The organism is Paenibacillus sp. J2R1T-4, from assembly GCF_059692235.1.
On sequence record NZ_JCAUBA010000024.1, the window covers coordinates 70,505 to 93,253 of the forward strand.

19 protein-coding genes and 1 other annotated feature are annotated in these 22,749 nt (G+C 47.2%); of the genes, 11 read left to right on the forward strand and 8 right to left on the reverse strand.

All coding sequences use genetic code 11. The features are described from left to right. Positions 1 to 7 precede the first annotated feature (7 nt). The 4 genes from AC58QD_RS28420 (at position 8) to AC58QD_RS28435 (ending at position 3,913) form a co-directional block, all read left to right on the forward strand. Complete coding sequence (locus tag AC58QD_RS28420) at positions 8 to 1,678, forward strand: copper resistance CopC/CopD family protein (RefSeq protein WP_497338423.1); 1,671 nt, start codon at positions 8 to 10, stop codon at positions 1,676 to 1,678. A gap of 20 nt (positions 1,679 to 1,698) precedes the next feature. Further along, positions 1,699 to 2,505 carry a sensor histidine kinase gene (locus AC58QD_RS28425; RefSeq protein WP_497338424.1) on the forward strand — a complete coding sequence of 269 codons (807 nt, stop codon included), beginning with the start codon at positions 1,699 to 1,701 and terminating at the stop codon, positions 2,503 to 2,505. 5 nt (positions 2,506 to 2,510) lie between these two features. Beyond that, positions 2,511 to 3,200 (forward strand): response regulator, encoded by a 690-nt coding sequence (locus AC58QD_RS28430; RefSeq protein ID WP_497338425.1) that lies wholly within the window; start codon positions 2,511 to 2,513, stop codon positions 3,198 to 3,200. Between the two features lie 80 nt (positions 3,201 to 3,280). Then, a complete protein-coding gene (locus AC58QD_RS28435; protein WP_497338426.1) occupies positions 3,281 to 3,913 on the forward strand; it encodes a YcnI family copper-binding membrane protein in 633 nt (210 codons plus the stop codon). A gap of 193 nt (positions 3,914 to 4,106) precedes the next feature. Here AC58QD_RS28435 and AC58QD_RS28440 read toward each other — a convergent pair whose 3' ends face one another. Continuing rightward, positions 4,107 to 4,778, reverse strand: a complete 672-nt coding sequence (locus tag AC58QD_RS28440; protein WP_497338427.1) for a response regulator — start codon at positions 4,776 to 4,778, stop codon at positions 4,107 to 4,109. After that, the gene (locus AC58QD_RS28445) at positions 4,738 to 5,952 is read right to left on the reverse strand and encodes a sensor histidine kinase (protein ID WP_497338428.1); all 1,215 of its coding nucleotides are present in this window, start codon (positions 5,950 to 5,952) and stop codon (positions 4,738 to 4,740) included. Before AC58QD_RS28445 ends, AC58QD_RS28440 begins: the two co-directional genes overlap by 41 nt. 166 nt (positions 5,953 to 6,118) lie before the next feature. Between AC58QD_RS28445 and AC58QD_RS28450 the strand changes: the two genes are divergently transcribed. After that, positions 6,119 to 6,568, forward strand: a complete 450-nt coding sequence (locus AC58QD_RS28450) for a hypothetical protein (protein ID WP_497338429.1) — start codon at positions 6,119 to 6,121, stop codon at positions 6,566 to 6,568. A gap of 58 nt (positions 6,569 to 6,626) precedes the next feature. On the opposite strand, the gene AC58QD_RS28455 is transcribed toward AC58QD_RS28450, so the two are convergent. From AC58QD_RS28455 to AC58QD_RS28475, 5 genes are read right to left on the reverse strand one after another with little or no spacing between them, the layout of a single operon-like run. Further along, positions 6,627 to 7,730 (reverse strand): GerAB/ArcD/ProY family transporter, encoded by a 1,104-nt coding sequence (locus AC58QD_RS28455; RefSeq protein WP_497338430.1) that lies wholly within the window; start codon positions 7,728 to 7,730, stop codon positions 6,627 to 6,629. Then, a complete protein-coding gene (locus AC58QD_RS28460; RefSeq protein ID WP_497338431.1) occupies positions 7,727 to 7,972 on the reverse strand; it encodes a hypothetical protein in 246 nt (81 codons plus the stop codon). The genes AC58QD_RS28455 and AC58QD_RS28460 overlap by 4 nt, the downstream gene beginning before the upstream one ends. A 7-nt stretch (positions 7,973 to 7,979) precedes the next feature. Then, the gene (locus AC58QD_RS28465) at positions 7,980 to 9,200 is read right to left on the reverse strand and encodes a Ger(x)C family spore germination protein (RefSeq protein WP_497338432.1); all 1,221 of its coding nucleotides are present in this window, start codon (positions 9,198 to 9,200) and stop codon (positions 7,980 to 7,982) included. A 1-nt stretch (position 9,201) separates the two neighbouring features. Then, complete coding sequence (locus AC58QD_RS28470) at positions 9,202 to 10,299, reverse strand: GerAB/ArcD/ProY family transporter (RefSeq protein WP_497338433.1); 1,098 nt, start codon at positions 10,297 to 10,299, stop codon at positions 9,202 to 9,204. Then, complete coding sequence (locus tag AC58QD_RS28475; RefSeq protein WP_497338434.1) at positions 10,296 to 11,876, reverse strand: spore germination protein; 1,581 nt, start codon at positions 11,874 to 11,876, stop codon at positions 10,296 to 10,298. Before AC58QD_RS28475 ends, AC58QD_RS28470 begins: the two co-directional genes overlap by 4 nt. A gap of 235 nt (positions 11,877 to 12,111) precedes the next feature. Between AC58QD_RS28475 and AC58QD_RS28480 the strand changes: the two genes are divergently transcribed. From AC58QD_RS28480 to AC58QD_RS28500, 5 genes are all read left to right on the forward strand, one after another. Then, the gene (locus tag AC58QD_RS28480; protein ID WP_497338436.1) at positions 12,112 to 13,110 is read left to right on the forward strand and encodes a zinc-dependent alcohol dehydrogenase; all 999 of its coding nucleotides are present in this window, start codon (positions 12,112 to 12,114) and stop codon (positions 13,108 to 13,110) included. A gap of 47 nt (positions 13,111 to 13,157) precedes the next feature. Continuing rightward, positions 13,158 to 13,559 carry a hypothetical protein gene (locus AC58QD_RS28485; protein WP_497338437.1) on the forward strand — a complete coding sequence of 134 codons (402 nt, stop codon included), beginning with the start codon at positions 13,158 to 13,160 and terminating at the stop codon, positions 13,557 to 13,559. 37 nt (positions 13,560 to 13,596) lie between these two features. Further along, the gene (locus tag AC58QD_RS28490; protein WP_497338438.1) at positions 13,597 to 16,257 is read left to right on the forward strand and encodes an FIMAH domain-containing protein; all 2,661 of its coding nucleotides are present in this window, start codon (positions 13,597 to 13,599) and stop codon (positions 16,255 to 16,257) included. A gap of 185 nt (positions 16,258 to 16,442) precedes the next feature. Next, positions 16,443 to 17,855 carry an extracellular solute-binding protein gene (locus AC58QD_RS28495; protein ID WP_497338439.1) on the forward strand — a complete coding sequence of 471 codons (1,413 nt, stop codon included), beginning with the start codon at positions 16,443 to 16,445 and terminating at the stop codon, positions 17,853 to 17,855. Positions 17,856 to 18,155: 300 nt separating this feature from the next. Further along, on the forward strand, positions 18,156 to 19,790 hold the full coding sequence (locus AC58QD_RS28500; protein ID WP_497338440.1) for a type 2 periplasmic-binding domain-containing protein: 1,635 nt from the start codon (positions 18,156 to 18,158) through the stop codon (positions 19,788 to 19,790). A 79-nt stretch (positions 19,791 to 19,869) separates the two neighbouring features. Here AC58QD_RS28500 and AC58QD_RS28505 read toward each other — a convergent pair whose 3' ends face one another. After that, positions 19,870 to 21,072 carry an MFS transporter gene (locus AC58QD_RS28505; RefSeq protein WP_497338441.1) on the reverse strand — a complete coding sequence of 401 codons (1,203 nt, stop codon included), beginning with the start codon at positions 21,070 to 21,072 and terminating at the stop codon, positions 19,870 to 19,872. Positions 21,073 to 21,383: 311 nt separating this feature from the next. Then, positions 21,384 to 21,638: a binding site (T-box leader), on the forward strand. Positions 21,639 to 21,687: 49 nt separating this feature from the next. Between AC58QD_RS28505 and pheS the strand changes: the two genes are divergently transcribed. Next, on the forward strand, positions 21,688 to 22,722 hold the full coding sequence (pheS, locus tag AC58QD_RS28510) for a phenylalanine--tRNA ligase subunit alpha (RefSeq protein ID WP_497338442.1): 1,035 nt from the start codon (positions 21,688 to 21,690) through the stop codon (positions 22,720 to 22,722). Positions 22,723 to 22,749 lie beyond the last annotated feature (27 nt).

Here is a 22,749-nt window from a genome sequence, read left to right on the forward strand (position 1 = left end):
ACATAGAATGACAGGGTTATCTTATTATTTGCGCAGCGGAGTTCGCTTCTCCATTCTGCTGTTCGCCGTGTTAACACTGCTCGGAGCAGGTCTGTTCGGCCATGTACAGCATACATCCGCACATGCGATTCTCGTGAAGGCGGAGCCTGAACCGAATACCAAGCTTCAAGAACCTCCCGAACAAATCATATTGAACTTCAACGAGAGACTAGAGTCAGAGTTATTTTATATCAAAGTGTTCGATGAAATTGGCCGTCAGGCGGTTAAAGAAAAAGCCGTTCTTAGCCAAGATCAGAAAACGGTCACGCTGACTATGCCTGAACTGGAGGAGGGCCGATTTACGGTATCCTATCATGTGGTCTCGGCAGATGGCCATCCAGTAGAGGGCGCTTATGTCATTGTTGTGGGACAACCATCAGGAGGAACCGGTGTGAGTCCCGATCAATCCCTGCATGCCGATCACGGCTTGTCTACGGATATGAGGCTGACTGATCTGCTTCGCTATATTTTCCGTATCGTTTATTATATAAGCTTACTTGCACTCGCAGGTGTTGTGTTCTGGGGAATATATCTGCGTCCGGAGCATTTGGGCAATACTTCTTCAGTCGCCTTTTACAAGTCGTGGCTGCTCTCCCTGCAAAGAATCCATTTGATTGCGCTATTGGCCTTCATTTATTTTCATTTTCAAGATTTGCTGGGTGATGAAGGGGTAGGGCAACTAATGTCCTTATTCACAGGCACCTGGGTAGGCCGCTCTTGGGCGCTAAGTCTGATTGTGTCGTTGGCAGGCTTCGTTGTGCTGTATCGCAATAAGCTGCTGGATGGCGCATGGTTCGTCCTGCTGTTAGCAGTCAAAAGCTTAAACGGTCACGCGATGGGTTATGATCCGCAGTGGGTTACTGTAGCGTTGAACTGGGTGCATCTATCGGCTGCGGCCATATGGGTCGGCGGGCTGCTGCTGATCATGGCGGGCTGGAAGCCACAGAGAGCATTCGTTGATGGTTTCTTGCCGCGGTTCTCCCGTGGAGCACTACTCGCATTAGTTGTCCTGATCGTCACAGGGATCATTTCGACGCTTATATATTTGCCAGGCTTGCATTACTTGTTATACTCCCAATGGGGCAAATTATTGATTGCCAAAGTGGTGTTCGTTGCTCTCGTTCTCATGATTGGGGCAGGCATCCGCTTCGCTCTGAAGAAACGTAATGAGAAGGACTTGCGTGATTATCTGCGTCTGGATTTGGCTGCGATGGCTATTATCCTTGCGATTGTTGGGCTGTTCACTTATATTAGCCCTGTTCCTCCCAACGAGCCATTGTATTGGCATGAGATGGGCGAAGAGGTTCACATGACGGCCCGGATCAGTCCGAAGGTGCCGGGCGAAAATCAGATTCAAGTCGATATCTGGATGCTGGAGAAGGATGGATTGCCGAAGAATGTCCAATTGAGCTTGTTAAACAAGGACAAGAAGGATCTCGCAGCAATAAACGTTCCTTTGGTTCAGTCTGCTGTTGAGAAGGCTGAAGGAGAGTTCGAGGAGCAGGATCGTTATGTAAAGTATACGTACAAAGCTTCCGGTCCTTATATTCCTTTTGCGGGGAACTGGGCGTTGGAATTCCGTGTTATGGATTCCCAGGATGACGAGACGGTGTATAAATCCCAAACGAGAGTCTATTAAGAGGTGTGGAGGTGGCGGGCTTGTCGTTACGCAAGTTGAAGTGGTTTACGATTATCCTGCCGCCTCTCATAATCGGCGGTTTTGAGCTTATCCGCCACGAATTTATGCTGCACTATTTGTCGATGGAAATAGGTAACTTCTACATCATATTATTGACCTTCATTCTGTCGTTTATATTCGCGAATTGGATGTTCCGTAACATCGCTGAGATGAATGAGAGCTTGGCAGGAGAGCAGGCGAAGCGTGCTGTATATGAGGAAAGAGAACGATTGGCGCAAGAGCTTCACGACAATATTGCACAGAATGTGTTTTTCCTGAATGTTCAGCTGAAGCGCGGGAAGACGGAGGAAGCAAGGTCCGCTGTTGCGGAGATTGATCACCACTTGCGTCAAGCCATCTTTAACTTGCGGTCCTTGCCGGAGGACGGGATATCCTTCGTGGAGAGGATCGTGCTGTGGGTGCAGCAGTGGGAAGCTATGACAGGTGTAGACGTTGCCCAGAAGATAGAATGGCAGAACGTCAAGCTGTCAGCCTCACAACAGGTGCAATTGTTCTCGATCGTACAAGAGGCATTTACGAACGTACGCAAACATTCACAGGCTGCCAGTGCAGTAATTGAGCTTACTGAGTCTGCTGAGACGTGGACGCTTCGCATTCGTGACGACGGAATTGGTCTGGAGGGAACCCAGATTGGACCAAGTCAATACGGCATCTCTATGATGCGCAAGCGGGTTCAGGAGCTGGAAGCTGAGTTTACGATACGAACGGCTGTACAAGATGGCGGTGGTACGGAAGTGATTATACTCGGAAGAAAGCAGAGGTTATAGTATAGATGCATAAATATCGTGTTCTGATAGCAGATGATCATCCTCTTGCACGCCAAGCGGTTCGCACGTTGTTAGAAGGCGATGAGCTATTCGAGATTGTTGGTGACGCTTCAGACGGTCAAGAAGCCATTGTTATGTGCGGCAACTTGCAGCCGGATTTAGTATTAATGGACATTCACATGCCAAAGGTGTCGGGGCTAGAGGCAACTAAGCAGATCAAGCAGCAATATCCTCATATTCGTATTGTGATGCTGACGGTTTCTGACCATGCTGCAGATTTGTTCTCGGCTATTCAATTCGGAGCACAAGGGTATTTGCTCAAGAACATGGATCCGGACGATTGGTTGTCCTACTTGAGGGCATTGCTGGATGAAGATGCAGCAGTGTCCAGAAAGCTGGCGGATAAGCTGTTTCAACATTTCCGTACGGGTGCAGGAGCCTTTGCGGAGGGGGGCGGGGGCACTGAGCCGAATCCTAATATTTTGACCCCGCGCGAGCGTGAATTGGTGAGCTGTGTAACCTCTGGGGAAACGAATCGTCAAATAGCAGAGCGTCTTATTATCGCTGAGAATACGGTGAAGAATCATATCAAGAATATTCTGGAGAAGCTGCAGTTGGAGAATCGCGTCCAGTTAACGGCTTATGCAGTCCGGCATGGATTGACACACAACCTTCAAAATCGCCCCTCAAAATAGCCCGGTTGAGTCATTCTCAACTTGTCCATTTATGACTAATATTAATACAGTACAAGATTAGTGGAGAATAGGGGATGCAGATGATGAGAAAAACAAGTATGATTCTAACCGCGTGCTTGCTAGCCATGTTCATGTTCGCAGGAATGGCCAGCGCCCACGTAGTTGTATATCCGAAGGAAACTACACAAAACACGTATGAGAAATTTACGGTGCGGGTGCCGAGTGAGACTCCGGATACGAACACGATGAAGGTCGAGATCAAATTTCCCGAAGGTGTTACGATTTCCAGAGTAGAGCCGAAACCGGATTGGAAGTATGAGCTAAGCAAGGATAGCACAGGGAAAATTACGGGTGTTGTATTCACAGCAACGGGAGCCGGCCTGGCATCTACAGAATTCACGGAGTTCAACCTGTCCGGCAAAGTATCTGCCGATGCCAAGTCGCTCTCCTGGAAGTCGTATCAGACTTATAAAAATGGCAGTGTAGCCGAATGGGTCGGAGCGGAAGGCTCTGATAAGCCTGCGTCAGTTACAGCAGTTAAGGCTGCAAGCGGAGCAACAGACTCGCATGGCCATGACACAGGCAGCGGTGCCGCAGGACATGGCGGCGATGATGGGGATGCAGACAGCAACTTGCCGCTGATCTTGTCCATCGCAGCGGCTGTGCTGGGAGCGTTGTCGCTGATCGTAACGCTAACGCGGAAAACGAAGTAAGAATTATAATTGTACGATAGTCGCCCCTCCAATGGAATTGGAGGGGCGACTGTTGTTCATGTGCGAAGCGCAACTCATATTTGCAGACTAGATCCCGTAACTTTGGCTTCCGTTCACGAGTGGATGCGCTGGAATGAGAAGTACAGAGGCGCAAGCGCCGCAAATCTCTCCGGATATTCCAATTGTTCCTTATTTATTTCACCAGCTTCATTCGAATTGCAGTGACCACTGCCTGTGTGCGGTCCTGCGCCCCAAGTTTTTGCATGATATGGTGTATGTGCGTTTTTGTTGTGCCTTCTGAAATGCATAAAATCGCAGATATTTCGTGGTTTCTCTTACCGTAAGCAAGCAGCTGCAATACTTCCGTTTCACGCTCCGTCAAGGCGCCAAGCAGCCGATCTTTCTCGGGTGAATCCGGCTCCTCCATACCTGAAGTTAATATTTGGTCTAGAGCGCGTTTGGCCGTGCTGCTATTGAACAGGGTTGCCCCCCGGTGAATGGCCCGTATGCCGCTCAGCAACTCATCGGTTTCCGTATCCTTCAATAAATAGCCGGAAGCCCCGGCACGAATCCCGTCAAACACATACTGTTCAACGTCAAATGTCGTTAAGAGGACGACTTTTGTGTCAGGCAAAGCTTCAACGATAGACTTTGTTGCCATGATACCCGTTCCGCCCGGCATGCGGATATCCATCAAGACGAGATCCGGAACGTTTTGCAATGCAATGTCCACCGCTTCTTCTCCGGTCGAAGCCTCTCCGACCACCTGCATATCTTTTTGAATGTCTATTATGTAACGCAGTCCTTTACGGATGAAAGGTTGGTCATCCGCCAGTACGATTCGAATCATTTTCCCGGTTTGCATGAAACGTCTCCTTATTAGCCGTACTCGATGTTATATTAAGCGGAATAACGGCTTGTATCTTTAAACCATTCGGTGAATTTGCGGAGAAAACGATGCTCCCTCCGGCAGATTTGCATCTTTCGATCATACCGTTTAGGCCAAATCCGAAATTCAAAGGTTTCTCGTCGCTGAAATAACCGTCATCCGTAATGAGAAGCTTTACATGTTCATTCTCTTCTTCCACTACAATGTCAACCTGTTTCGCATCAGCGTGCTTGAGGATATTGGTTAACGCTTCTTGCAAGATTCTGTAGAGTATCACGCTGCATTCAACCGGCCACTCACAGATAGGTCCGATTTCTTTGTATACTATCCGTAACATAGAATTGGCTTCGATTTGAGAGACGAGGCCTTTCAGTGCGATCGGTCCCAGCCCCTTCTCATCGTCCGACCATTCCTTTACTGCAAGCCTTACCTCATCCATCCCTTTCCTAGCAACCTTCAGAATCTCGTCTACGCTGTTTGCCGCCCCAGCCGGATCTTGCGGAATCATCAGCTTCAACGCTTGAAGTTGAACAATAAGCGAGGTCATCTGATGTCCAAACCCGTCATGAATGTCGCGTGCCAATCTCGTACGCTCCGTCAGCGCAGCATAACCCATCGCCTGAACAGATGTTTGCTGCAATTCGGAATACGCTGTATTCAGTTGTTCCAGTTGCTTTCGGTTCATTTGATGTGCTTCGCGAAGCAGGCTTTGATTTCTGACCGCGATATACATTAGGACAGCTGCAATAAGAGCGCCATATGAAACCGCGTCGACCAGCATCATTACAAAAATGAGGCAAACAGTGACGACGGCGAGAGTAACGGTCGAACGGTTCCATTTTGGATCGGCCACACCCAGCATATACAGCAGCGGCCAGAAAATGCGGTGATCCGGGTAATCGGAATGAACGGTGCGAATGATGAGGGTTATTGCGATAAGAACGCAAACCGCAATAACGAATCTTTCAGCGTTCCACCATCCTTTAGGCGCCACCGCCATCCATATATAACAAGCCGAATAAGAAGCGTAAACGATGATTACGTGGACATGTAGAAACGGATCCTCGGGCATGATCAATATGAAAAAAGCAACGATAAAGGTAATATGCGCGGCGCGCGCGTCAAAGTGCCGAAATATGTTTAGATTCATTGTTCTTTCCTTCAATCGGGCGGTTTACTTCATCATAACAGATGAATCCGTCTTGTTCATCAATCGATCGATATAGATACGAAATAAAAATCAACTGCAGATAGACGTAAAAGGAATCGCATTTTGATATCTTTTATGTGAAAAAGAAAAACAAGGAGTGAATGAAATGGAGTATTCTAAAAATGAAAACATTATGGAGAAACGAAGAACGAAGTTTTCTTGGGTGGAATTGGTTAAGAAACGATGGCCTTCTTTCCTGGCGTTGGCTATGGCCGCAACAGGGTTCCCTGCTTCGACGGATCCCATGTCATTTATCCTGGTTCTCATCGCGCTTGTCTACCCGATTGCAGGCGCAATTCGCGGTCATCTCCGCGGGGTTCGTACCATCTTGATACAGGCGGCCGCATTACTGTTTTTCAGCATTATCGCGTTAGTGTCTCTGTATGTCGACAGAGAAACGGGACTGATCCTGCTTGCGGCAGGTTATATCGGCCATGCGGTCTGGGACTTTGCACATTTGCGGAGCAACAAGATCGTCTGGCGGTGGTATGCGGAATGGTGCACTGTTTTGGATTTTTTTATTGCAGCCTTTCTGCTCGCACCGATATTCATGTAACACGTGATTTGACAGGCGCGCTCCCACTTTAATGTTCTTGCCATCCGACAAGGGGCGGTCAATGCGCCCCTCCTGCAACCCTCTTTTTGGTCAACAGCATGGTAATAAAAAGTACAACCGGAATGGCGATTTGAAAAAGGGTGAAGATTTTGAGGCTGAACGTAAAACCTAGCGAAATGTGATACGTATAATTAGGCTCTAAAAAGGAAGTGCCGAATATGATCAAGCCGACAGGAAATACCCAACGTTGATAAACCTTTCCAGTTAATTGGGATAAGCCGAGTACGGCGCACAGGTAAAAGGCGATCATCTTCATAAACAACCCGATATAGATCAGTATGGTTACGAATACATCCAGACGTTCGAATATGCGTGCGATCGAGATGAGCTGTACGGATTGCAAGAGGGGAAGTGCACTCATACCGACTAAAGTCGGACCCAGGACGGCCATATTGATAGCATTCATAAAAATTAAAAAAACGCTAACCAATGCATACGCTCCGAAAGATGCCTTTACCGGGATACGATTCTCGCTGCTCAAATGCCAAAACATGAGGAAGATGACCATCTGCCCGAATGGAAAAGAGACAATGTCCGGGAATGCAGCTTTAAGGACAGGACCCAAGCCATTCTCCGCTACGGGGGCCAGCATATGGAAGTGAACAATTTTTGTAAGGAATAGCAGCAGGATGAGAATGAAGTAACTAACCATGACCACCGGCAATAGCACCTCGGCAATACGGAAAACCACTTCTGCGCCTTTGTAAACGCCGTAGGCGGCAATGAGGACCACGATTAGCATAGTAACGGTCATAGGGGTCCGCGAAAGAAGAGTCAGTGCCATCAATTCGCCGAAGTCTCTGACGTTGCGCATCGATTCGTAACTGAAGTATAGGATGTAAGTCAAGCCAACGATTGACCCGAGAATGTGGCCGAAGTAGATTTTCAGAATGCCCATCAGACTTTGGGTCGGCTCTTTTTGCTGAATGGATAAAAATAACCAAACGAGCAGCAAGCTGAATACCGCCGCGAATGACATAGCCAGCCATGCGTCCTGTTTGGCTTTACTCCCAATAAGAAACAGGGGGGTGCTGCCGATTTCGAACAGCACGATCATGAAGGCGAGCTGGTTTTTGGAAATCCGTTCTATGTTCCTTGTCATTCGCTTGGCGGACCTCCCATAAGATGTTCTAACCATTTGCCTGCAGGTACAAAGAAAGCATGCATGGGGGACACGATTGTCAGCAGGGGCCAACCGTGAAGCTTCCCCAAACTAAGATAAGCACACCATCCAAGCAAACAGGCGTACCAGAAAATATTAAGTGCATGTCCCTTTTGGAGCATCTGACGGATACCCAAGTAGAGAAAAATGCCATACAAGGCCATCCATAAACCCGTCTTCATGGCGAGATCATCCCTCATCACCTTTTTCTGGAGATTGGAAGGTTTTGCTGTTAAGACCAATCCGATCCATGGAGATGGTGACATGGGGCTCTATTTTCATTTTGACAAACTCGGAAGCCCAGTCATTCTTTACTTTTTTCCATTCCTTCGGATATTTGCGATGGATGACATCCGCGAAACCCAGTACATCGACATGCAGGCGTTTGGTCGCTTGCCACGATTTTTTCACGATTCGTGTAATCTCCTCTTGCAGCTGTTGCTCCAATTGTTTAATAACTTCGGGTTTGGTAAGGTCCAAAGAGCAGTTGCTTTCCACGAGAACCCCGGCTCCTTTGATGTCCACATTCATAATAAAATGTCCGTTCTCCTTCCTGGGCGTCAGCTTAGTGGAGGAGGTTTCCATCCGGAAGGATGAATTATAAGTATTCCCATCGGGTTGTTTGCAGGAAAACGCAATGGTGCTGGCTTTCACTTTATTCGTGATAAAGGATACCCCGAACCCTTCCTCTTTCGTTAACCATCCTGCCAGTTTATCTTCATGAATCACGGCGAGTTTCCCCATTTTTAGTTTGGAAGCATTAAACGATTTTTTCAATGCATTGAGTGACGCCTCAGCCGGTTCTCCTGACAGGACGATTTCCGGGATCACGGCGCTTTTCGCACCACTGGTCAAAGCCATTGCCAACTCGTACATCATAACGCTCGGCAGCATAGAAGAATTACGGGATTCATTGAGAATAATTTGACGAATACCCATACCGGGAATTTTCTCGGTATGCATCAATTGCTGGAGAATGGATCGCGCGTTTCCAGCTGTAATCAGCACGTTAACCGTTTCACGAGCGTCGGGGTTGCGATAATATAAATCTAGGATTTGGCTCAATCCCCGGCGCGCCACACTTTCGCTGACCACAAGGACATTCGTATGGGAGAAGAAGAGCCTGCGCGGGTGTTCCAAAGTGCTCTGGTTAACGGCCTCGCGGATCGTTCGACCTCGAGTGGAGAAGACGATTACAGGCGATTGGGACGATCCTCCGCCAGAAATTCCCATGCCGGACGAAATGGCAGAGGGGGTAACAACCTGATAGGAAATGAGCCAGTCGTCTCCATCCAAATCGAAGGCGGTTGCGGATGTTATAGAAAGCTCGTTTAGTTCAACCCGATTCCAGCATCCAGGGAGAATGGCGCATAGCAGGAGCAATGCGGCGAATGCCTTCAGTTTCCGCATGTTAGTTCCCCCCCTCCAATGTTTTCGTACTAGTCACACAAAGACAGAGCCAAATGAACAGGGGAAGGATGACGTTGAACGTTATCAATTGGGGTAACAGAGCGTATGAACTGAAATAATTAAAATACGGCGTTTTCGGCCAAGCGTATAAGGAGCTTAGTACAGCAAGGAGCCCCAGAGCGAACAGAAAAGGCTTCTCGCTTCTGATCCGGAACGTTTGGACAAAGCAATGAAAAGCACCGAACATGAATATGGAAATTTTCACATACATCAAACAGATCCAGATTGAGATAAACAAAATATCTACCCGCTCCAAGAATCGGCCGACCTGAATGATCCCAATCATATTGAAGGTTGGAAAGGACATATGCGAGAGGAGATTCGGACCAAACATTGTAACCGCTGCAACGACGAATACACTCAGTACCACCCCGGCAAGGATCACCCCCGATATCCCAACTTTTCCTGCTTCTTGCGGATGATTCAAGAAAGGAGCCACCAGCAATACAATGGCAACTTCGGAAAGCCAGCTTACCGGAAGCATGCCGCCCTGTGCGATTACAGACAAAGGTTGATCCCAAAAAGGAAGCAGGAATCGAGGGTGAACGTCTTTTGCCAGCAAAATGACGGTGATGAGAAAGACGAGAATGGCGGCAAAAACGACGACCAGATTGATCCGTGCAATGACCTCGATTCCTTGACTGACGGCATACATGGCTACGCCAGCAGTAACCATCAACAGCATGTATGATGGCGTTTTGGTCAAGACATTCTCGCCTAGAAAATTGATAAATTCACGGAGAATGATTAAAGCGGCCGTAAAGTAATAGTACGTTAACAAAATCCCGATACACGTGCCCATCTTTCGGCCTAATCGGCCTTGCAACCAACCCAGGAAGGTCTGTTCCGGATTTTGCCGACAGATGGATGCGATTAACGAGGCGAACGTCACCCCGACTATCGTGGCAATCACGATGGATATCCACGAATCCTGCTTGGAGAAACGGACTACATGATTCGGCACCGTCAAAATAGCGGTCGGCAGGATCGTGCTCATGACTAACAAAATAGCTTGAAATGAAGTTATTTTTTGTTTCATGAGTCCCTCTTATCTCCCTCAGGATTCGTTTGTTTATCAGGCGGCGACGGTTTTTGCCCCTTCGCTTGTCTCACATGATTGGAGGAGATCAATCGGGGCCGTGTGACCATCCCCCACCAAGGTACGCGAATAAATACGTCTTTCAGATTTCCTTTAATAAGAGGAGCAACAGGCATTAGATAAGGAACTCCGAAGGATCGTAAGCTTGCCATATGAATCAGCATGACCATTAAGCCGGACATAATGCCGAATAGCCCTAACGTTGCCCCAAGGATCATGAGAGAGAAGCGGATTAGACGGGCCGCAATAGCCATATTGATAGCCGGGATAACAAAATTCGCGATGGCCGTAAACGAGACTACTATGACCATGGCACCTGAGACTATGCCAGCTTGTACAGCAGCTTGTCCAAGAACCAGGGCGCCTACGATCGATATGGCCGGGCCGATGACTCGCGGCATTCGAACGCCTGCTTCGCGCAATACCTCGAACGTAATCTCCATCATCATGGCCTCGAGCAATGCGGGGAAGGGCACGCCTTCCCGTTGGGCGGCTAGGCTGATCAGCAAAGTTGTAGGAAGCATCTCCTGATGAAAGGTCGTAATGGCAATATACAGAGATGGAAGCAGCATGGATAAGAAGAATGAACTGTAACGGATGATGCGTAAAAATGTCGCGATGTCATAACGCTGGTAGTAGTCCTCGCTCGATTGGAAAAATTTGAAGAAAGTAACGGGTGCCAGCAGGACAAAAGGCGTTCCATCGACGATGATGACAATTTGACCTTCTAATATACCGGCGGCAGCCGCGTCCGGACGTTCGGAGTTTTGTATGGTAGGAAACGGCGTGAACGTGGCGTCCTGGATAAATTCCTCGAGATACCCGCTCTCCAAAATGCTGTCGGTATCGATCGAATCCAGACGCTTATTGATTTCCTCAACCACTTTATCGTTCGCGACTCCCTTCAAATACACGACAGCGACATTGGTTTGCGTATTTCTTCCAATAATTTTGATCTCTATACGAAGATCGGGCGATTTAATCTTACGTCGAAGCAGAGCCGTGTTGGTCCGTACATGCTCCGTGAATCCCTCTTTAGGGCCTCTAATGACTGTCTGGGAACTGGGTTCTTCCACAGCTCTCATGTTCCCGCCTATCGTATCTGCTGTTAGGGCGATGCTGCAGCCATCCAACAAAATTGCGGTCCTTCCGTTAAAAATACTGCTAAACACATCCTCCAGCGTATGAGCTTCTTTCAGTCCGCCGACGGCAAGCGCTTGATCTTGGAGGAATCGGAAAAAGCCTGCGGGGCTTCGGAGCTCAGGTAATTCCCATTCGGTTTGCTTTGCGATTTCTCCAATCATATAGTTTACGTTCGTTGTGTCTACTAATCCGTCGATATAGATAAGGGCAAACCGTAAACCGTCCGTACTTTCCCTTTTATTGTTCATGATTCGGACGATCACATCCGGACATGAACCTAGCCGGGAATGAATCGTTTGGATATTCGATTCCAGATCCGTTGAGATCGCTTGTTTTTCTTGCGAAGGGCTGCCTTGTTCCATACTAGTTCCCATAAGTTCCTTTTTGGAAGATTTAAAGTGTGAGGTTGATGCACCTTTATCATTTCCATATTCCGCTAGTTCATGCATAATCTGCAGGCAGTAAGCCATTCAGGTCGTGGTTGGATAGAATGGAGTATATGAATTAATAATGAATTTGAATTGACAAATTTTCAGGATGATTATACAGTTAATATGAATTATAAATGAATTAGATCATGCCGTACTCTAATTGAAGGAGGATATCGCCTTGAAGGTTGTAGTCAGTCAACTTGGCAATGTATCGCTGCTGGATCAACCACTCCCCGAGCTGAAGAAAGGGCATGTGCTGGTCAGAACGTGTTACTCGACAGTCAGTCCCGGGACGGAATTATCATCGATAAGAGCGATGCGTGAAACGCCATTCCCGATTGGCTATAGTGCATCAGGAATTGCAGTCGGCATCGGGGAGGGAGTTTCAGGACTTGAAGAAGGTCAACGTGTCGCTTGTTATGGGGGACCGTTTGTCCGGCACTCGGAATATATTCTCGTTCCCAAGCAGCTCGTTGTACCTGTCCCTCATAGTGTCGAGCTGGCTGAGGCGTCTACTGTCGGAATTGGAGTAATCGCGATGCATGCGCTCCGGTTGTCAGCTTTGCAATTGTGTGAAACCGCTGTCATTGTTGGACTTGGAATGGTGGGGCAATTGATGGCACGGATCGCAGCAGCGGCAGGATTGAATGTGATCGCGGTTGATTTGTTGCCTAATCGCAGGGCAGCTCTGGAATCAACGCCTTATGTCACCGTTTGCAGCAGTCCTGAAGACGTCAATGAGGCGGTTAAGACTATGACGATGGGAATGGGTGCGGATGCCGTTTTTCATTGCATCGGAGGAAAGCAGAAGGAATTGCTGGATCTAAGCTTTTCATGGATTCGGGACAGAGGAAAGATCGTGGTTGTTGGCGATTTGCAAACGGATGTTAATCGCTCGTCCATGTTCAAGAAAGAAGTCCAATTGATGGTATCTCGCGCGGGCGGGCCGGGACGGTATGATTCAAGCTATGAGAAGGAGGGGGTCGATTATCCGGTCGGGTACGTGAGGTGGACGGAAGGGCGTAATATGAGTGCCTATCTCCGCATGATTGAACTTGGTCAAGTTCGTATAGACTCTACGTTCACGGAGCAATTTCCTTTGGACCAAGCATCTGATGTTTATGAAAGATATCAAGAAGATGCAGGGGGTATTATTGGAGCAATACTCAGCTATTGATTCGGTTATTGGGATGACATCCATAAAAGTATACGGAGGGATAAACGATGAGATTAAAGCTATGGAAGACTGCGGTTAGAACGATGCTCGCTATAGGTCTCTTAACATCGGCTATTATGACGAACTCCTTGCCCGCGAGTGCCCAGACGGCACCGCCTAATCTTCTAGTCAATCCGGGTTTCGAAATGTTGGGGGATGAGAATCGCCCTGTTCCGGGCTGGCAGCTCAGAAGTACCGCCACGGGGATCGCAATGGAAGTAACCGATACTTTAAGCAGTGAAGGCTCTAATAGCTTGATCGTTACGGACAATTCAACTGCCACTGCCGTTATTGCATACAGCGATCCAATCGAGGTTTCCAGCGGGGATTCGTTGCGTTTGCGGATCAAGGCTACAAACACTACCGGTACCGTGTTTGTAGGCATCAACATACAAAAAACCGGAGGATAATGTTGTAAGCAGTTCACTCAGCAACAAATTTGTAACTTTGACTCCTTCGAATGAATGGGCTGAATATAATTTAGAGGCGGATGCCCCGGCAACAGCTACTATCGCGAGAGTATTGATTTACTCTCAAAATGCAGGCAAGGGAGCAACTACCGTCGATGACCTCCACTTCAGCATCGAGGAGAAAGTCATCATTCCATACGAGTTGACGAATCTAGGTCAGTTTGTGCATAACATCGACATTTCAAGAGCGGTATTCCACACGGAACCTTCAGGTAGAACACTCGCTTACGCAACACTACAAGGTATCCCGGCCAAATTGCTGGTGATCGATGTGGATACGGAAACAGTGCTCAAGCAAATTGTAGTCGAGGATACGGTGAATGGTACATATTACAAGGGCGAGCATCTAAGAGGTCTTACCGTTCAGCCCGATGGGACCGTATACGTGGCTGGAACGCCGACGAATCTGTTCCAATATATTCCCGGGGAAGATAAGGTGCATTTTGTAAAGAAGTTACCGGGCTCAGCAACCTTTGATTTGAAGAATGGACCGGAAGGAATTCTTATAGGTGGAACGTACAACCGAAATGAGACCTTCGAGTATAATACGGCAACGGGCGAGTTGGTTAACTTAGGCCGAGCTACGCCTGAAGAGTTCTATGCTTATTCGGTAGCTTACGATGCAGCAAGAAACGATTATTACTTCGGGATCGGTTCTCATGCCCATGTTATTCGATATGACCGAGATACAGGCGAGAAGACCGAAATCCAGCTCCCGGAACGATTTGCTGCGGCGGCACAATTCGTTTGGGATATGAAGGTTGTAGAGGATAAGCTGTTCATGAGGCTTTCTCCAGGAGCGACAGTCGCCCTTGATCTGACAAGAGGCGTGTTTGAAGATACGGATACACCTGTAACCTCTAGACTTGTTTCGCCCAAGTCTCCTGACGAGAACAAAATTTACTTCACAGCAGCTTCTCAGCTTGGCTATTATGATTTCAATACGAAGCAATACAACATGCTAGGAATTGATACACTCGCAGATGGCAACGGATTCACATTCGCCCAGCTTTCCGATCCGGATTTTCCCGGGAACACGCTAATTGGAATCATGGAAGGTAGACTATTCAAGTACAGTCCGGCGACGGGCAAAGTCAGGAATATTTTCCTCCCTATCGATGGTGAGCCTAGCGGCTTACACACAGCGGGCAAAGGGAACGACGGCAGAATTCATACAAGCGCTTTTGTAGTTGGCGGCAATGCGATCTATGATCCTGTGACGGGTCAAAGAGAAGAATATTCCAAGCAGACGGTCGGTAAAGAACAGACGGTACCGGGGAATCAAACCGACATGGTCTATAGCTACAAGGATAAAATTTATTATGTCACTTATACCGGAATGAACGTATATGAGTATGACCAGTCGCTGCCATGGGACAGACAGGATCCGAATCAACCGAACCCCCACTTTTTGTTCACCGCTTCTGACGTTGGTCTTCAGGATCGGGGACTTGCTGGAACCGTAATGCCCGAGGAAGGAAAGCTCGTTATTGGTACTGTTCCAAAATACGGCTACAACGGCGGGGCGCTTGTCATTTTTGACCTGGAGACGCATGAACGCGAGGTGTACTGGAATGTAATCGATCAACAGAGTGTAACAGCAGTAACCTATAAAGACGGACTCATTTACGGCGGATCGAACATATGGGGTGGTCTGGGCGCTATCCCTACAGAGACGGAAGCGAAGCTGTTCATATGGGATGTGGAGAAAAAGGAGAAAGTGTTCGAGGTCGTTCCAATACCCGGAAAAAGAGGGATTACGGAATTGATTGTCGGACCAGACGGTATGATTTGGGGCTCTGCAGAGGGTGATCTATTCATATTTGATCCGGTGACAAGAGAGGTCGTTTTTAGGAAAAATCTTGTCACCCGCTCGTATAGCAGTGCTATTTGGCGCGATGCCCAGTTCCAGGTCGGCACCGACGGGAATGTATATGGCGTCCAGAATAATCAGTTTTTTGTAATCGATGGGGTAACCAAACAAAAGACAGTCATTCGAAACGCCGGTAAACATAACCGATTTACCCAAGACGACTTCGGGAATTTTTATTTGACCGAGGAAACCGATCTGCTTAAGATTTCCATTCCGGGGGTGGTTGTCCGCCCAATAGGGGCACGCTTGGATGTCACGACGGCAAGCCTGACAAGAAACGAAACAACGGAAGCTGCCATAACAGGACTATTGGAAAAAGGACGCACGATCCAAAAGATGGAGAGAAGAAATCCTCAATATTTTAGCAGCAATCCTTCGGTTGTCGCCTTTGAGAACGGTAAGCCTGTTGCTAAAAATGCTGGGACTGCTGAAATATGGGCCCAGGTCGTAATTGATGGCGCTTCGTTTGAAACCAATCACATAACAATTACAGTTGCATCCACTCTGGAAACGGTTGAGAATGAACTGAATGCGTACATTCAAGCTGGGGATATTCAGAATTCTGTGGCAAGCCAGCTTACGAATGCTATTAAACAAACCCATCACTTTCTCGATAAAGGTGATGAAGACAAAGCTGTCAAGCATCTTGAAGATTTTCTGAAGCATTTGAACAATCCAGCGATGGCGGACAAGATTACACCAAACGCAAAAGATATACTTGCTTCCGATGTCCAAGCGTTGATTGCATCGTTCCAATTGCAGTAACTATGTAACTTCGATCTAGAAGGAGTCTCCCTGCTATTGTCAGGGGGACTTTTAAGTATTAGATGATGAAGAATCCTGTTCCATTAGGAACCCATTAAATATGCAAGCCAATGTTTAGCTATGATATAATCTAGATGTGTATTACAACCTGTGACGTTGTTCGCAAGGATGGAGAGATCTGGGATATGCCACAAAAAGAGAAACAAAGCCGCAAAACATTTCAACACCGGCTTGACGAAATGGTAGAACTATTACGAAGAGACATCCTATCGGGCAGACTAGAGGCCGATAAGTATTTGCCATCCGAAGCGGAGCTCGGGAAGCAGTTCCAGCTAAGCAACAACTCTGTACGCAAGGGGCTGGAGTTGCTTGTCCTGGAAGGCATGATCGAGAAAATTCCAAAAGTAGGCAACAGGATCGTTAACCCTGGACCCGAAGGAAAAACGATCGTCCGGTTCGGTTATCACAGCACGATTAACTCCGAGACTAATATTGAATATATACTCGAGGAATTTCATAAACGTTACCCTAATATTCATGTGCAAACGCTTGGCATGCCTACAAACCGTTATTACACTTTCGCCAAAGAATATATGGATGCCAATCTGCTCGATATCGTGACCATCAACGATTACAATTTCCAGACATTGCTAGAGCACGATGCGACCGATATGTTGGAGCCAGTGGAGAACATTCCTAGCCAGTATTCGTTTCTTACGAAGCCGTTCACTGTAAATGGCAGTCAGTTAGTGCAACCGTTGATCTTCGCGCCCCTCGTCCTATGCTATAACCGCGAGCATTTCGCTCAGAGCGGCATACCAGAACCCGATAGCGGATGGTCGTGGTCGGAGCTGCTTGAAGTCGCGGAGAAGCTGGCGATAAGTAATGAGCGATATGGTTTCTACTTCTCTATGTCCGCCCGTAACCGGTTTCCGGTATTTATGCTCCAAAGCGGGATGAGATTCGAGCCGGACGAGCGCGGGAACTATACGTTAGCCGATACTAAGCTGATAGACAGCTTGGATGTTTGCAAGGAAATACTGAGCATGAAGAACGTATTTCCAGCAACGCTTTCAGCCAGCGACGCGGATGCAGAGCGGTTGTTTTTGCAAGGCAAAGTATCGATCATCATGACAACGTATGCGGGTCTTAACTATTTTAAAGACGCCGACTTTTCGTTTGATATTGCTCCTGTCCCTTATTCTCACGAATACAGAACATTAATGATAATTATTGGACTTGCCATTAACCGGAAATCGAAGGTTAAGGAAGCCGCCAAACTATTGTCCGATTTTCTGACTTCTTACGAAGCTCAGCTTCTCATACGTAAGCGAACGCTAAGCATACCGGCCAACAAAAGCGCGGCTGAATGGAAGGGATTGAACGATTCTAACAACAGCCCATCCCGGTATCACATGTTCAGGGAGCTTATTCCTACTTTCCGGTTATCGACCGACTTATTACTGAGTCCATCAGATCTTAATATTGTATTGCGTGAAGCGAAACTGTATTGGTCAGGGCTTCATGATAAGGACACAATGTGCAGCAATATTGAAGAAGCGTTATCGGAATCCAGCAAGGTCAAAGCCGGCGGCTAGGTGATATGAATCTGTAAACCATGTATCTTTCGAGTGAATCGAAAGGGCGTGGTTTATTTTTATTGCAATATGAATTAATCGTGAATTTGTATTGACAATTATTTAGGCAAACTATACATTATATATAGATTAGAAATGAATTAGTAAACTTCACTAGGGGATGATAAATGACTAAATAGCTAAACCATTTGAATGAGTTGTAATGCAACCTTGTGCAAGTAGTAAAGGGGTATATTTTATTCATAATGAAAGCGTTTTCTTTAATTATACTAATTAACCTTTTATCAGGAGGGTACTCTAATGAAAAGACTGAATCAAATCGTCGCATTGTCATTGACATCCGCTCTGGTGCTTGCAGCTTGCGGCCAATCGGGAGAGAAGCCGTCAGCAACGCCGAGTGCAGGGACTGGAACAGCAGCACCTTCGGAAACAAAAGAAAAGCTTTCCCTCAACTTTATGATCATGGGTCCTCCGAACAAGAATTTACCTTCGGATAAAAGCAAAGATATCATTCTTGCGAAAATTCAAGAGAAGTTTAACGTAGAATTGAAAGTCGATTACATTTCCAACTTGAACGACTTTCAAACCAAGCTGAACCTTCGCCTTTCTTCCGGCGATCTCCCGGACATGTTCCAAGCAGGCGGAGCCGAGTCGAACAAGTACATCATCGACAAAATTACGGCAGATTTGACCAAATATGTGACACCGCAAACGATGACTAACTATTACAAATACTGGATCAACGAAACGGATATGAAACGCTATCAAGTTCAAGATGTATTCATGAGAGCGCCGATTCCTTTCAACCGGGAGCAGTTTATTTCCCACTATGTGAGAAAAGACTGGATTGATGCACTGAACAAAAAGGATCCGAGCTTGAACCTGAAGGTGCCGACCAATTACGATGAATTCCTCGCCGTTGCGAAAGCGTTTACGTTCAATGACCCGGACGGCAATGGGAAGAACGATACGTACGGTATTACTTCTGCAGCAGGCGGAGCGGGAATTCCAAAAGACTTTCCGGTATGGCTTAAGCACAACTTGAACCCAGGGTTTTATGTTGACGACAAAAATCAATTCATAGACTCAGGAAGCGACATTCGTCTCAGCGCCGTTCTGGATGATATACGCAAGCTGCTCGATCTAAAGATTGTCGATCCAGATTGGTACCTGCAGAAGAGCCCCGCACATCTCGATAAAGTTCAACAGGGTAAAGTCGGAATCTTCTACTCTACTGGACGGGAAGCCGCTTTCGAAAATTCGCCCAACAGTGTTCAGAAAAAAACCAAAGATGTTACCGGAGTAGCGGCCGAATTTGTACCCTTCAACATCGCACCGAATAACTATTTGAGCTATCAGGCGCTCCCGTCCACTCCATTCATGATCAGCTCAAAGTCCGATGAGAAAAAAATAAAGCGCACGATTGAAATACTTGACTGGCTGGCAGGCGAAGAAGGCTTCCTACTTACCCACTACGGCTTAGAGGGCGCTCATTACAAGCGTGACGGCAAGAAAGTGATAGTCGATTCAGATGCTTATAAGAAAGATTTCACCGATAACCAAGGTTACAATGAAATATATGCCGCCATATTCGGCAGCATTGCGATCGCTCCGACTCCTCTTGGTCTTGAGCTTGTGAACTCGACAGAAACAGACCGCGATCGTAAAATCGTTGAGCAACTAAGAGGTTACAAATACGCGCTGCTCGGGACGAATGTTGCTCCTGTACAAGGCTATGACCTTGCCGCATTCCGTAAGCAGTTGTATGTGTACCAAGCTCAAGTGCTGCTGGAAGAAAAGGATTCCACCAATTGGCCGAAATACCGTACTGAGCTGATGGGACCTAAATATCACGGAAAAGAGCTGTTCGAGGGGTATGCGGAGCAAATTGCGGCAGCACTGAAGCAGGAAGTTAAGTTTAAATCCGCTAACTAACAGGAAAGAAGAAACCCACTACCCTTAACTTCATTTAAAAAGAAATAACCGTTGAAGCTTGTTACACAAGCATCAACGGTTATTTGTATCCCAATGAACCTAACTTCGGTCTTTCCGGCGCCTCTTCAACCGTTTCATAACGACGCTCTGGCAGCAAGCGATAGGATGCGAAGAAAAGCAGACGCAGTCCAAAAATAACGCAGAAGCTTGCCCACAGCGGAAGGAATAAGAGAAGGGCGCCTGATATCAGCGGACCAATCGTATTCCCGAGATGCATGACAAGCTGGAAATCGGAGAAGTAAGCCATCTCCTTCTTGTGTTTCTCAGCATCACGCATCATTAGCGTTTGTGTAGATACTTCCGCAATGGCCATGGATAAGCCAACCCAAGCTTGCAGTACGATCAGCATCCAGAAGGAGTTGACGAGGCCATATGGCAAAATCGCGACAGCCATTCCCAGTATAGACGCTTTATACAGAAGATTAGCACCAAAGCGCTCCATCAGCTTACGAACAAAAGGAAGGGAAAGCGCAGACACGATGCCGGATACAACAACAAAGTAAGCGATTTGAGTATTGGTGAGATGCAGTGTTTTAATGTGATAGATCGTGAACAGCGGAGCTACCATAGCAATCCCTGCATTATTAAGCCCCATCCACCATATTTGCCGATCACATTCCTGAAAGGGACGTACCCATGTGAACTGCACTTTGATCTTTTCCCGCGGGGCGAGACTAGCAATAAGGGCCATCCCTGTGAAGGTAGAGAGACATCCGATCAGCATGGAAACGACATAGTTGTATGGGAACCATTGATCTGTTGCATCTAAAGTATTTCCGATCAGGAAGCTCCCAACAGTGGCAATGACAATGGCAATGATTTTGACTCGACTGAACAAGATCGGGAACCTGGTTGGCTCAATAACACGTCTGAAAATAGCGGGCTGTTGGGCAGAGGTTACGATTACAGAGATCGCATTGATAGACCAGAACACGAATAAGACAGGTATGGGATCAGGTAATAGGATCGATAAGGCCATACAAATAAAAGCGAATTGTCGAACGTATCCGCTAACTAAAAAGACCCCGCGTGTGAGGGGGAGTTGGCGGGTTAGAAAGGCTAGGGAAAGCGCGCAGAAAAAGGCGGGAAGCGAGTTAGACAGAGCGATTTCGAAGTCGCTTGCGCCAAGGCGCGCAATAAGTACACCCAGAAAGGTGAAGAATGAAATGCTTTTGATATTTTGCAGGACAGCGTCCAAGTAAATTCTGGATTCGGGTTTCATTCTGACACGTAACCTTTCTCTCACGAAGCTCATCAAGTTGAAATCTTCATTAAAGTACAATAATACCTTCTTGTCTGTAGCTTACTCCCGTAAAGAGATGAAGAACATGGACATCTTCCGCTAAAAACATGGATTATCTGATCATATGATTCCTACTTCGCATACTATCCATTTGAGATACATATTATTTCTTCCAAATAAAATGGAAATGTTATACTTCCAACCTCAACGATGTCGGTAAGCCGCTACCGTTAGTAAATACACTCTCACACTTGCATCCTAGCAGTGCTTTGCATATAATTACAGGTATATCAAATGCGTTGACGGAGAAGAGTAAGCAGTGCTTCCTTACAGGGAAGAGACGTCACAGATTGAGAGCGTCTCTACGGAACAGGCCGCCGAAGTTCACTCCTGAGCAGTCCCTTGAACCTACTTCACTTTTTAGGGTAACAGTAGAGGGTACCGGTTCCGAGCCGTTAATCGATCAAGTGAAGCAAGTGCCGTTCGTTCGAATAACGGGCGTCACGCTTAACAAGGGTGGTACCGCGAGCACAATCGTCCCTTACCGGGAGATGGTGCTCTTTTTTGTGTGAATATGAGGAGGAGGGCATAAAGATGAAGGAACGATTACAGGCTCTAAAAGCAGAAGCGCTGCAGGAGCTGCAGCAAGTATCCAGCAGCCAACAACTGAACGATTTGCGCGTGAAGTACTTAGGCAAAAAGGGACCGCTTACCGAAATTTTACGCGGAATGGGAGCTTTGAGTGCCGAGGAACGTCCGATTATTGGTCAAGTGGCCAACGATGTCCGCGCAGCCATCGAAGAAGTACTGGAAGCAAAGCAAGCCGAGTATCAACGTCAAGAGACAGAAGGACGTCTGTTGGCGGAGACGATTGATGTCACATTGCCTGGACGACCGTCAGCACTAGGTGCGGTGCATCCTCTGAATAAGGTCATTCAGGAAATTGAAGATATATTTCTCGGCATGGGCTACACCGTTGCGGAAGGTCCGGAAGTTGAGAAAGACTATTATAACTTCGAGGCGCTTAATTTGCCCAAGGATCATCCAGCGCGGGATATGCAGGATTCTTTCTACGTAACGGATGAGCTGCTAATGCGTACACATACGTCTCCAGTACAAGTTCGTACGATGGAGAAGCGCCAGGGAGAAGTGCCAGTCAAGATTATTTGTCCAGGACGAGTGTATCGCCGCGATGATGATGATGCAACCCATTCTCACGTATTTACCCAAATAGAAGGTTTAGTTATTGACCGTAACATCCGGATGAGCGATTTGAAAGGCACCTTGCTTCAATTCGTGCAAGAGATGTTCGGCAAGCAGACTCAGATTCGTCTTCGTCCAAGTTTCTTCCCTTTCACGGAGCCTAGTGCTGAAGTGGATGTGTCCTGCATGATGTGCGGCGGCAATGGATGCCGTGTCTGCAAGCATACAGGGTGGTTAGAGATTCTCGGGTCGGGTATGGTCCATCCAAGAGTGTTGGAGATGGCTGGATATGATCCAAAGGAATATAGCGGCTTCGCATTTGGGATGGGTGTGGAACGGATCGCGATGCTGAAGTACGGCGTGGATGATATTCGCCACTTTTACACGAATGATCTGCGGTTCTTGAAGCAGTTTGTACACATATAAGCGATCTGGAAAGGGAGGGACAATACG